The sequence below is a fragment of the Emticicia sp. BO119 genome (assembly GCF_013912375.1).
GTDB lineage: Bacteria > Bacteroidota > Bacteroidia > Cytophagales > Spirosomataceae > Emticicia.
On record NZ_JACETV010000008.1, the window covers coordinates 102,514 to 114,857 of the forward strand.

The window sequence follows — 12,344 nt, forward strand, 5'->3', positions numbered from 1 at the left end:
ATGAAAACTCACAGACTGCTCTTAGATGACTTAAAGGTCTTATTACGAAATCAGAATTTTATTGTACAGTATCCTTCTAATACAGAGCATCATTTACAAGCTTATTTTGAAAACATTGAAATATTGGCTCTGTTAAATAAAATAGGCTTTAAAAAACGGCTGAGCAGTCAGATTTATTTAGCCATGATTCATGAACAATTCAAAGATTTAGTTCAATTAAGCTCCCCTGCCAGATGGCAGTTGTTTCTGTTAATAATAATTGGAAAAACTTTGGGTTATCGGATTTAAACAAACAAAGCCATGAAAAAAAACATACTTTTATTCCTATTACTTCCTGTAGCATTATTAGGTCAAAATTACAGTATTCAGAATAATACTAACAGCATTCTCCTGACTCCGCAGGGCATCCAGACCCAAAAAAACAAAGGGAGTTTTTTATTGAATGATAATGTTTCATTAGGGCACGATGCACTCAAAAATAATAAAGCATATAGTGGCGCAGGCATAGGCAATACAGCCATTGGTTTCAGGGCATTGAGAGACAACGCCATTGATTCGTTGGTTGATTCTTATGGATTTTATAATACAGCTATTGGTAATAATGCCTTATTGCAAAACCAGACAGGTTATGAGAATACTGCTATTGGCAAAGATGCGCTGACCTTTGGTACTTCGGCTAAACGAAATGTAGCAGTTGGTGCATCAGCAGGAAGAGACATTGAAGCAGATTATACTATTGCCATTGGTGTGAATGCCATGAGTGGGAGAAAATACGGAAACAGAAACACTATAATAGGTTATGAAGCAGGATTATTTACTGGTTCTTCTACAACTGTTGATAGTGCTAATGTACTGATAGGTTACAAAGCAGGCTCAGGTATTAATTTAGGAAGTAATAAACTTTATATCAGTAATTCTGAAACCACAAATCCGCTGTTATGGGGAGATTTTAACCTGAAATACTTAGGCATAAGTGGGAAGCTCGGTATTAATATCAAAACACCTGCCAATAATCTGCATATTCATGAAACATCCGCAGCAAATAGCTTCGCTTCATTTACTAATAGTACTTCAGGTTCAACTTTTACAGATGGTCTGTTAATTGGCATAAACAATTCAGCAGATGCCTTTATTTTACAAAGAGAGAATAAAAATCTATTCCTGGGAACGAACAATTATACGGCCATGAATATCAGACCGGATGGAAATGTTGGTATAGGAAGTTTATCTTCGGATTTCAAGTTACAAATACAAAATGGAGATCTGGCTATCTACAATTCCTTTGACGCCAAGAACTGGTTACTAAGTTATAATGCAAGTATCGATTACTTTGGCATATTTGAAAACAATACTTCAACACCCCGGTTTGTCATTACGAATGGCGGCAATGTAGGTATTGGTACAACTTCTCCAACAAGTCGGTTACAGGTGAATAACGGCACTATTACATTACATAATACTACAGATAATAAGCGATGGTCGTTAGGTTATGAATCTGCTGATGACTATTTCTATATTGATGAATTAGGTATAGGACGTAGATTTTATATTAAGAATGGAGGGAATGTTGGCATTGGAATCGATCACCCTTCAGAAATGCTTCATGTCTGGGATAATATTCAATCGTGGAATTATTATGCTGAAAACAATATAGGTATCCGTACCACAACTCCGGATTTTCCTCTGGAAATCAACGGTGCTTCTAATCGGAACTATAGCTACGGATATTTAAATGGCACTGCACACACTGGCGTTGCTTCCGGTTTCAATGACTACTCAATGAAGGCCTCTCATCGGATATTAGCTACTGAGTTTAATGCCTATTCTGATGCCCGACATAAGAAAGTACTCCATTTAGCTAATAATACAAATGATTTAAAGCTATTGACTCAGTTAAAAATCAGGCATTATCAGTATATAGATACTATCAGTAAAGGTAACTTACCCAAATATGGTTTCATAGCTCAAGAAATTGAGGAAGTATTACCTGAAGCCGTAACAAAGATTGGCACAGAATACATACCTGATATGTTTTGCTTAGCAAAAAAAATCATGTTCGATGAAAGCAAGCATGAGTTACGCATTACCTTACCAAGGGCACACAATTATAACACAGGCGATGTACTAAAAATTATTACCGATAAAGAACATTTTAAAACAGTGATTCAGGTGATTGATAATCAAACAATTGTAGTAGACAATTGGTTAGAGAAAACAAATAAAGCATTTATCTTTGGTAAAAAAGTCAATGATTTCCGCACAGTTGATTACGACAGAATTTTCACATTAGGTATAAGTGCCATTCAGGAGCTGAACAAAGAGATAGAAAACATGAAAACCTCTTACGAACAAAGACTTTCTGCTCTTGAAGCAAAAATGAATAATATTCTCAATCAAACCGGAAAATAGCATGAAAACTATCCTATTATTTCTATTACTCCCTACCTGCCTTTTTGCACAGATTGGCACAAAAGTACAGGCTAACAAAACATCTCTGACTGGTAAATGGACAAATAACCAGTTCGGTTTCGCTATGATACTTCAACTCAACGCTGATGCCACCGGAACATTTGACGAAGAGAAGATTACTTATAGTACTAACGCAACTACGATTTCAATGAAGCAAGACGGCGAAACAACGAATTACAGGTATATATTGCAAAACGGCCAGTTAACCCTTTCAGGTGGGGATTTAGATGCTCCAATCACTTTTAATAAAGAAGATGCTCCCTCAAATATGGCAGCGCAAAAGCCTTCTTCAGCCAATCAACAGCCTAAATCTAATGGTGTATCTATCACAGGTACATGGTCGGGTAATGGAGAAACCATGATTTTTCAGGCAGGTGGACAAGGCTCGTATAATGGTGTAGGGTTTCAGTATAGTATATCAGGTAATAATATCTCTATTACTGGTGCCACAGGTACCACTACTTTACAATATACTGTCAATGGCAATTATCTCACTCTAAGTGGTAATGGTACTACTGCTATTCTACAAAAAGGCAAAGCAAATAGTACATCATCGGGCGGATATGGGCAAACACAAAGCGGAAACACAGTGAGTGGAGGTATTGACCAAAGCATTGTTGGCAAATGGTGCTGGGCTAATACTTCTTCTACTTACAGTAGCAGCTATAATAGTACTAAGTGTATTGTCATTAATGGAAATGGCACCTATGAATACTATGCAGAAGGTTCAATAAGCGGCTATGGAGGTGGTGGTTATGGTGGATCAAACAGCCAGAATTCTGACAGAGGTACCTGGAAATTAGATGGGAACAGAATACACGTACAATCACAGGCAGAGGGTTATAAAGTTTACTCATTTGAAAAGCGAAATCACCCAAAGAATGGTGAGCCGATGATTGTAATTGATGGGGATACTTATGTTACTTATTACAAAAAAGCTCCCTGGAGATGAGGCTTATCCAAAAACCGCAGTCCTTTTATAGCCGGAACAGTGCCCATATTATTTTAGGTGCGGGTATGCTATTGTTAATTAGTGCAGTGTTTATATATGGTAGTCAATATATTTTCATAAAAAAGGCACATAAAACCGTTGGTATAGTAACTGGCTTTAGTTTGCCCAAAGGTAAGACATTAAAGAGACCAGTGATTGAATATTATACATCTGACCAGCAAAAACATGTTTACTATCATTCAGAGGGAACAAACCCTCCCAAATATCATAAAGGTGAAAAAGTTAAAATTTACTACAACCCGTTGAATCCTGAAGATGCAAGTTTGGGTTACAGTTTCATTCCAATAATAATCCTGTGCATTTTCGGATTGGTGTTTACAGGTATTGGAATAGTAATGAACAGATAATCTGATTAGCTGCCTTAGGTTTGCAAAAAATAATGCTGAATAGAAAAATAAGCTTCTTATTATAACTAAAATTATTAATGAAATCATGAAAAGAACAGATCCTCTCAGATATGTTATACTCCTTTTCTTGCTTATAGGAATTGGATTTCTTGGCGGAGCTATCTATACCTTTATATCCCATCGGAATTTTATGGAATCTGCCGTTAAAACTACCGGTCGAGTAATAAATCTGCATTCTAACAGAAAAGGTAGCAAAGCACCAGTCATTGAGTTCAGCGATGCAAACGGGCAAGCCCATTTTTATTATCATAATGTTTATACTCAACCTTCTGCTTATGACTTAGGAGAAACGATAGACTTGTATTTTAACCCTGTAAATCCTGAAGATGCCACCTTGGGTGGTTTTTCGGCATTAACTGCTATTTTCGGTTTTATCGGATTTATTTTTACATTAATCTCGATTATTTTTATCAAGGTTTTCTGGAATCATCAAACAGCAGTAACACATCAAAAGCATTATTAGTTGCTGTGGCGAATTATCGTGATTTCCTGCCTTGTCTTTGAGATATTAAATTATTTCTGTGGTTTCTTTGCTCTTCACGCTCTAAGTGTAACCCGTAAGCAGAAACACACCCTAATGCAACAAATTGCGAAACTATAAATAATACTACTATCATGGTTTTCAATATTTTTATAATATAATAGGTATCAAAATATTTGCCAAGCCTGATAATAGCCTAAAAATCAATATTTTGGGGAAACAATTCCCCAAAATATTTTAAAATCTTTGATTTTAAACCCCTTCCGCTTTCAAGAGCTTAATATCCTGAATCATATTTTCTATATCTAAGGGTAAGGTAGCATTATACACACCTCTGATATAACCTTTTTTGTCGATCAGAAAAGCGTTTTCTGTATGCAGAAACCCTTTATTATCCTTCTGTAAACCTATTTCTTTTTCTGCAAAATAAGCTTGTCTGGCCAATCTATAAATTTGCGTTTTATCTCCTGTCAGCAAATGCCATTGCCGGGAGTCAATTTTCCAACGTTCGGCATATTTTTTCAGTTGGGCTACGCTATCCGTTGCAGGCATAACAGAATGAGACAGCAATACTATTTCTCTATCATTTTTAAAAGCTTCCTGCACAGTTAACAGGTTCTGGGTCATGGTGGGACAAATACTCGGACAGATTGTAAAAAAGAAATTAGCTATATAAATCTTATCCTTTATGTATTTATCCGAAATACATTTTCCTGATTGGTCTGTAAACTGGAAATGACCGATAGTATGTCTCTGAATGGTCTTTAGTTGTGACTTCGTGTACCAATGAGGCGTTAAATCTGGTGAATTATAATAGGGTAAAGTTTCAGTTTCCGGTTTTTGGCAAGCCATCAGCCCCAAATACAAAAACAGGTAAGTGCAAACTCTGCATAAAAATACTCGATACGCTTTCATACTTTACTTTTCTTTTAGGTTTTATAAAGGTATTATTTTCGAGTTCAGACATACAGTTTTTCACACCGGGTAGTCCGAATCGTCTACCATTTTTAATTACATAGTTTGATTTCAGGGTACCATCATCAAACCATGCCTGCTGATGTCCTTCTTCATGGCCTTTCAGATAATTGAATTGCTGAATCAATTTTCCATTAATTGCCCATGCTTGTTGTACACCCTCGTGTTCATCATTATTGAATTGGTAGATAAACTTAAGTTGGCCGTTTTCCCACCATGCCTGGTGTAGTCCTTCCTTTCTGCCTTTCACATAGAATCTTTGTTCTGCTAATATCCGGTCAGGATACCAGGTTTTGGAGTAGCCCTCTTCCCTACCCTCATAAAAAGGAATAACTCTGGCGGTATCACCATTAGCGTATAATGAATATTGCCAGCCTGAAAAAGGTTTTTGCCAATAATAAAGCACTCCCTGGTTGTGAGCAAAGGCTGCATCATTTTCCAAAACATAACTATCGGGTATTGCAATCTGTGCTGTCTGGAATTGGCTCGTTGTTGGGTTACAAGACCCGAGTAACAGGTATAAGCTACTGAGAAACAGTACCCGGCGAGCCATAAAATCCGTTGCCATTGATATAAGGATCGGTTGAAGTGATATGATAATGATAGATTCCGTTAGGATAATCTTTTGTAGCATGCGAATGCCCATGAAAAGCATCTAAATCGCTATTAGAGACTGTTTTGCCATTTTCAGTAGGACCATAAACCGGGAAGCCATCTAAGAGGAAGCCAAGTAAAACATCTTTCCCCTTTTTGGCTGTCAGGTATGTAGGTTCTACATGATAGTGATATTGCCCTTGCTGCTGAGGATGCCCGTTATACTGATCGAAACTGTTGATCTCATTGGTTAATGGAGCTCTTTGAGCTGCATACTGGTTAAAGAAAGGAACACCATTCAACGAAACCCCTATTGGCCCTAAAGGTGTGGCTGTAGTGTTACTTGCTTTAACAGGATTAACCGGAATCTTGAAAGTCAGGTTCTGTGAGGCAATCCGGTTGGGATTCAGATTAAATCTTGCATTTGTTCCGTTGTAGGCTTCATACATAGTGCTTGCCCATTGTGTGTCTTTATAATAAGGCGTTTTATGGTCGGGTAGTCCATTACTTTTAATGACTACAAAATTACCTTCTGTATATATCTGTAAACTTGCATTAAATTGCTTGAAGACCTCTGGAATTGAGCCATTTGTGTTAGACAAAACGTTTTGTCCACCCGCAGTCTGATTCGGATTAGAAACTGTCTGCTGCTGCGTTGATCTATTATCAGGTAGGGGTGTATTTCCCTGACAAGCTAACAGATAATAACCTGCAATTATTAATAGTGAAAGTATCCTTTTCATTGTCTGATAAGATAGGGGTTATTTTTGAACGTTATTACATATACGAAATATTAGAGCCTTAGGAAGGGTTGTGACCCCTTCCTAAGAAAAACGGGATTCAAATCGTCAATTATAAAAAAGCTTATTTTTTACCTTTTTTTGGTGGAGGTGGTAGTTCTTTTTGAAAGATTCCTGTGGCATCAAATAACAATCCTAATGGTTTGCTATCTTTCTCTATTAATACATAATAGTTACCCTCTTTGTCTTTTCCTGCTTTTTTAAGGGTAGCGCCAGCATAGGTTTTGTTTATATAATCTGTAATAGTAGCTGGTAAAGTTGCTATATCTACTTCTGTTAGCTGTGGTGGTGCGGCCATTCCCTCACCATCCTGCTGCATTCCCTGTTGTGGAGGGGGAGGTAATTCTTTATTAAATGTTCCATCTGAATTAAACAGTAAACCGATTGATTTTTCGTCTTTTTCGATCACAACATGAAAGTTACCCTCTTTATCTTTTCCTGCTTTTTTAAGAATTGCTCCAGCATAGGTTTTATTTATGTAATCTGTAATAGTGGCCGATAAATTACCTAAATCCACATTAGTTAATTGTGGCCTTTTTTGCGTAGAATCACCTGGAGCTTGTCCTCTTAATCCATCAGTAATAGCATTTTCTGCGGCTGATATTGATTGAGAATCAAGTGGTGATAGAGTATCCTTATTACAGGCGGTCAGGTAAATGCTCAATAGAGCAGTTCCGAATAACATTAATTTTTTCATTTGAATTGAAATTTAGAAGTGAAACGTTTAAAAGTAGCAAGCCGGCTTTACTTGTAAAGGTCAATTCATAGAGTCTGATTTTTTGTTTTATAAGGGTTTAGATGTAATAATGAAAAAAAACTTGCGCTGAAAATGAAATTTTCTAAAAAAATTACAATCATTTAATAATCAATGTTTTAACTATACTATCTATCGGGAGGCGGTGGGGCGTCAGGGTGTTCTCTACGTGGCGGAGGCCCTTGCCGATCCATTCCTCTTAAAACCTCTTCAATGATTTCATCAAACTTTTCCTTTTGCTGAGAAGTACATATTTGACGAACATCCCGAAAGTGCTTAAAGGTTAGTAAGTCTAACTGACTTGCTTCAGTGCCGATGTCCAAAGCTCTTTTCCGGAGCTCATCGTCTGACAGGCTACTATCTGCAATTGATTTAAAAAAAGCTTCTTTCAGTATTTTTATGTGTTCTCTGAGTGCCCTTGCCTTCAAGAAATGTTCTTCACGCATTACCCGATAGTCTTCTTTCTGTTTTTCATCAAAGTTTAATTCTTTTTCCAAGAAGAGTCTTTGTGGGGGGGGTTGTCTATGGGCAAAAAAAGTAAACCAGGCTATCATGCCCATATTAAGTACAACCAACACCGCAACAGCCACCCACAAAATCCTGAATCTGTTCGTATCTTTCATAAGCTCATTATTTTGAATCAACTTCATCAATGGTCAGCCCATATTCTTCGGCAAATGACCCCGCATTCTGTTCGTCCCGGCCGTAATCATTTCTTTTTGAATAGTTAATAGCCATGCCAATATTTAATAAGATAATAATCGCTAAACCTGACCATATTAAAGCAGGTTTCAAGACCCATCGAGGTAGTCTCTCTGTTTGCTGCTGCATTCTCGCCTGCAAGCGGGTATAGAAAAAGGGGTTAGGCTCTGCTCTCTGGAGTTCATCTAAAACCTTTAAGGTCTGGTCTGCTTTCCGCTCAGCTCTTTCTGTATTCTTCATTATTCCCGGCATTTATATTTCTTCATTCATGTAATACTCTTTTAATAGCTTCCTCAGAATTGTTCTGGCTCTGAATAAAAGAGATTCAACCGATGAAAGTGATACTTGCATCACTTCCGCAATTTCCTGATAACTTAAGCCCTCAATATTACAAAGAGTAAAAGCTACCTTCTGGTTATCAGGTAGTTTATCTATAGCTTTAAATAAGACCTTGCCCCGCTCTTTGTTTTCCAATTCAATACCTGGATGCTCAAATGTTGCCGGATGATGGATTGCTTCATTATCCTGGCCAAATAAGCTTGTAAAAAAAGCAAATCTTTTGGCTGTCTTTTGCTTCCTATAGGCTTCCAAAGCTTTTGTTGTCGCAATTCTGTATATCCATGTTGATAATTTAGCCTCACCTCTGAATAGTTGAATTGATTCATATACTTCTATAAAAACCTCCTGCGAAATATCCTCTGCGTCGTCTGTATTCTGCAAGATAGACAACACCGTATTAAACACCTTGTTCTGAAATGTTTCTACAAGATGACGAAAGGCAAACTCAGAGCCATTTTTAAGGTCTATAATCAGTGCTTTTTCTTCCAACAAGCGCGGTTTTATTGCTTACAATAATTTAGATGCGGAATTTAGAGAAAACTTGCGGACTATATTAAATTTTTTCTTTTATTAAAGAACCCTTCTTTCACTTCCGTGCTTTTTCCCAAATCTGAACTGTAAAAAAGTCTTATGAAACTTTCAGAATAATTAGTTTCAACAAAACGTTGCATGGCGTCGAAATGACTTATTTTACTCCTAAAATCAATAATTTTCAATTATCTTGCGTACAAGGTGTTTACTTATTTAAAATTACCCAATGAAAAATTTTTATTTCATCACTCTATTTCTTGGAACCATCATGCAGTCTATGGCTCAAACAGGCACATCAGAACAGCTAAAGAAGACCATTGAGGCAAAACTCAGTACAGTTGAGGGAGAATTTGCCTTAGCCTTTAAAGACTTACAGACAGGGCAAACGCTATTTATCAATGAAAAAGACAATTTTCATGCGGCAAGCACCATGAAAACGCCGGTGATGATAGAGATTTTTAAGCAGGCAAGAGCCGGGAAATTTAAATTATCAGATTCGATTGTAGTAAAAAATGAGTTTAAAAGTATAGTTGATAGCAGCCCATTTAGCCTGGATATTACTGACGATAGCGCCGATGAAATGTATAAGAAAATAGGCAAGAAAATGACTATCTACGACCTTACTTATCAGATGATTATCGTAAGCAGCAATTTAGCTACCAATATTCTGATTGACTTGGTAGATGCTAAAAAAGCTAATGCTACCATGCGGACATTAGGTGCTGATGATATTCAGGTATTGCGTGGCGTTGAGGATAGCAAGGCATTCAAATTAGGCATGAACAATACCGTTACGGCTTACGATCTGATGACGATTTTTGAAAAACTTGCCCAGAAAAAAGTAGTGAGTGAGCAAGATTCAGAGGATATGATTGAGATTTTACTCGATCAGAAATTCAGAGAAAAAATTCCTGCAAAGTTGCCCAAAGAAGTAAAAGTAGCTCATAAAACAGGTTCCATTACTGGTGTTCAAAATGACTCGGGGATTGTGTATCTGCCCGATGGAAGAAAATATGTTTTAGTTCTGCTTTCAAGAAAACTGAAAGATGAGAAAAAAGGTATTGATGCCTTCGCAGATATATCTCGAATGATTTATGATAGTCTTCAATACTGATAAGATTAGCTTTCTTTCTCCAAGAATTCTTTAATACGATGCGTTTTATCTTTGCCTACTAATTGAATAAGGTCTGCTTCTGGCGCATTCTTAATATTGGAAATGGTCTTGAAATGTTTCAAAACTTTAGTGGCTGTTAGCTTTCCGATACCAGGCGCGCTTTCCAGACTACTTATCAGGAAGCCCTGGCTACGGCGGTCGCGGTGATGGGTAATACCAAAACGGTGGGCTTCATCGCGACAACGCTGAATCAGTTTCAGAGATTCTGATTTTTTATCAATATATAATGGAAGTGTATCTTCCGGAAAATAGATTTCTTCCAGGCGTTTGGCAATTCCTATAATCGGGATTTCGCCATATAAACTTATTTCTTTAAGTGCCTCACAAGCGGCAGAAAGCTGCCCCTTACCTCCATCAATGATTATCAAATCGGGCAAATCTGCTTTTTCTTCCAATAATCTCGTATATCGGCGGGTCACGACTTCTTTCATAGTAGCAAAGTCATTCGGACCTTGCACTGTTCTCGGAATATAATGTCTATATTCTTTGGGAGATGGTTGCCCATTAATAAAACAAACCATCGCCGATACCGGATTGGTGCCTTGTATATTTGAGTTATCGAAACACTCAATATGACGCGGCAGATTTTTTAACTGCAAATCCTGTTTGAGTTTCACCAATACCCTATCACGTTTATTTGTGGCGCCACTGGCAGCAATGGCGTCTCTTTCAGCTTTCTCTTTTCTGAAATACACCACATTTTTCAACGACATATCCAGCAATTTACGCTTATCCCCTATTTGTGGTACAGAAATATCGGCTTTCATGTCTATCGAAACCGGGATATTCGTTACTATCTCTTTCGTGGTACTTTCATATTGCTGGCGTAACTCAACAATAAACATCACCAGTATTTCTTCGTCCGTCTCCTCCAGTTTTTTCTTGACATCCAATGTCTGCGTTAGTGTAATTGTCCCATTGATTACCTTAAGGTAATTGATATAGGCTGTTGTTTCGTCAGAAGTAATACTGAATACATCTAAATCTTTGATAGAAGGATTTACTACCGTGGCCTTGCTCTGATAGTTTTGGAGAAAATCCAGCTTCAGTTTAAACTGGTGTGCTTCTTCAAATGCCAGCTTTTGGGCTGAATCCTGCATTCGCTGTTCAAAATATTGCTTTGCCGGAGCAAGATTACCCTTTAAGATATTATGCACCTGTTCAATTTCTTTCAAATAATCTGCCTCGGTTTGTAAGTTTTCACAAGGGCCCTTACAATTACCAATATGGTATTCGAGACATACCTTGAATTTTTTAGCATCGATATTTTCTTGCGAAAGATTCAGATTACATGTACGGATGGTATATAACTGGCTGAACATTTCGAGCAAAGCATACATGGCTTTTGAGTTTACAAAAGGCCCATACAATTTTCCTCTTGACTTATCCTCTATACGTCTGGTAGTAATTACCCTCGGAAAACGCTCATTAGTGACGCATACATAAGGATACATTTTATCATCCCGCAGCAGAATATTATAGCGGGGTTGATACTTCTTGATTAATGTGTTTTCAAGCAGAAGTGCGTCAAATTCGGTAGGTACAATCGTAAACTCCAGTTTGCGGATACTTACTACCAAACGACGTGTCTTTTTATCATGGCGATTAAAATTGGCAAAATAACTGGTTACTCTGTTTTTTAAATTCTTGGCTTTCCCTACGTAAATCACTTCTCCATCGTCGCCAAAATAACGATATACTCCCGGCTCTTCGGGCACTCTCACCAATTCGGTTTTATAATCAAAACTTATCTCAGACATAGACACCTACAATATTATCTCCCTAATTAAATATTAACAGTACTCTTTGTTAATGTGTTCAAAATCTAGCGAATACTTATGGGTATATTGTTAAACAAAGAACCAATTTAAGTATAAAGCCTTAATAAATAGTAATATTGACTGAATTTCGGGTATTTGACTTTTTTTTATCATTTATTATGTTTTTATAAATTTCAAAAAAATTTAAAATTTTTGTGACTTTCTATAAAAATTACGTCTAAAGAGCAAAACAAATGATTGTTGTGATTAACGATTGGTTTGTTTATGGTCCAAACCCTTATAATTCAGTTTTTTCTATCTTATTGCTTTACAGCATTCGCTAAAA

At 37.0% G+C, this 12,344-nt stretch carries 14 protein-coding genes; 6 read left to right on the top strand and 8 right to left on the bottom strand.

The features are described from left to right. From H1R81_RS22010 to H1R81_RS22030, 5 genes are all read left to right on the top strand, one after another. Positions 1–288: a hypothetical protein gene (locus H1R81_RS22010; RefSeq protein ID WP_181842909.1), complete on the top strand. Its 288-nt coding sequence runs from the start codon at positions 1–3 to the stop codon at positions 286–288. Between the two features lie 12 nt (positions 289–300). Beyond that, positions 301–2,409: a tail fiber domain-containing protein gene (locus H1R81_RS22015; protein ID WP_181842910.1), complete on the top strand. Its 2,109-nt coding sequence runs from the start codon at positions 301–303 to the stop codon at positions 2,407–2,409. A 1-nt stretch (position 2,410) separates the two neighbouring features. Beyond that, positions 2,411–3,421, top strand: coding sequence for a hypothetical protein (locus H1R81_RS22020; protein WP_181842911.1), 1,011 nt, complete (start codon positions 2,411–2,413; stop codon positions 3,419–3,421). Beyond that, positions 3,418–3,828: a DUF3592 domain-containing protein gene (locus H1R81_RS22025; RefSeq protein ID WP_181842912.1), complete on the top strand. Its 411-nt coding sequence runs from the start codon at positions 3,418–3,420 to the stop codon at positions 3,826–3,828. Before H1R81_RS22020 ends, H1R81_RS22025 begins: the two co-directional genes overlap by 4 nt. A gap of 85 nt (positions 3,829–3,913) precedes the next feature. After that, on the top strand, positions 3,914–4,351 hold the full coding sequence (locus tag H1R81_RS22030; protein ID WP_181842913.1) for a DUF3592 domain-containing protein: 438 nt from the start codon (positions 3,914–3,916) through the stop codon (positions 4,349–4,351). Between the two features lie 270 nt (positions 4,352–4,621). Here H1R81_RS22030 and H1R81_RS22035 read toward each other — a convergent pair whose 3' ends face one another. From H1R81_RS22035 to H1R81_RS22065, 7 genes are all read right to left on the bottom strand, one after another. After that, positions 4,622–5,221 (bottom strand): SCO family protein, encoded by a 600-nt coding sequence (locus H1R81_RS22035; RefSeq protein WP_229251195.1) that lies wholly within the window; start codon positions 5,219–5,221, stop codon positions 4,622–4,624. Beyond that, positions 5,196–5,912 carry a toxin-antitoxin system YwqK family antitoxin gene (locus tag H1R81_RS22040; protein WP_181843056.1) on the bottom strand — a complete coding sequence of 239 codons (717 nt, stop codon included), beginning with the start codon at positions 5,910–5,912 and terminating at the stop codon, positions 5,196–5,198. Before H1R81_RS22040 ends, H1R81_RS22035 begins: the two co-directional genes overlap by 26 nt. Beyond that, a complete protein-coding gene (locus H1R81_RS22045; RefSeq protein WP_181842915.1) occupies positions 5,869–6,681 on the bottom strand; it encodes a YHYH protein in 813 nt (270 codons plus the stop codon). Before H1R81_RS22045 ends, H1R81_RS22040 begins: the two co-directional genes overlap by 44 nt. A gap of 121 nt (positions 6,682–6,802) precedes the next feature. Then, the gene (locus H1R81_RS22050) at positions 6,803–7,435 is read right to left on the bottom strand and encodes a hypothetical protein (RefSeq protein ID WP_181842916.1); all 633 of its coding nucleotides are present in this window, start codon (positions 7,433–7,435) and stop codon (positions 6,803–6,805) included. Positions 7,436–7,620: 185 nt separating this feature from the next. Next, the gene (locus tag H1R81_RS22055; RefSeq protein WP_181842917.1) at positions 7,621–8,115 is read right to left on the bottom strand and encodes a Spy/CpxP family protein refolding chaperone; all 495 of its coding nucleotides are present in this window, start codon (positions 8,113–8,115) and stop codon (positions 7,621–7,623) included. A gap of 7 nt (positions 8,116–8,122) precedes the next feature. Further along, positions 8,123–8,434, bottom strand: coding sequence for a hypothetical protein (locus tag H1R81_RS22060; protein ID WP_181842918.1), 312 nt, complete (start codon positions 8,432–8,434; stop codon positions 8,123–8,125). A 12-nt stretch (positions 8,435–8,446) separates the two neighbouring features. Continuing rightward, positions 8,447–9,022, bottom strand: coding sequence for an RNA polymerase sigma factor (locus H1R81_RS22065; RefSeq protein ID WP_181842919.1), 576 nt, complete (start codon positions 9,020–9,022; stop codon positions 8,447–8,449). Between the two features lie 268 nt (positions 9,023–9,290). Between H1R81_RS22065 and H1R81_RS22070 the strand changes: the two genes are divergently transcribed. Continuing rightward, a complete protein-coding gene (locus H1R81_RS22070; RefSeq protein ID WP_181842920.1) occupies positions 9,291–10,178 on the top strand; it encodes a serine hydrolase in 888 nt (295 codons plus the stop codon). Between the two features lie 5 nt (positions 10,179–10,183). Here H1R81_RS22070 and uvrC read toward each other — a convergent pair whose 3' ends face one another. Then, a complete protein-coding gene (gene uvrC / locus H1R81_RS22075) occupies positions 10,184–11,998 on the bottom strand; it encodes an excinuclease ABC subunit UvrC (protein WP_181842921.1) in 1,815 nt (604 codons plus the stop codon). Between the last annotated feature and the right edge of the window lie 346 nt (positions 11,999–12,344).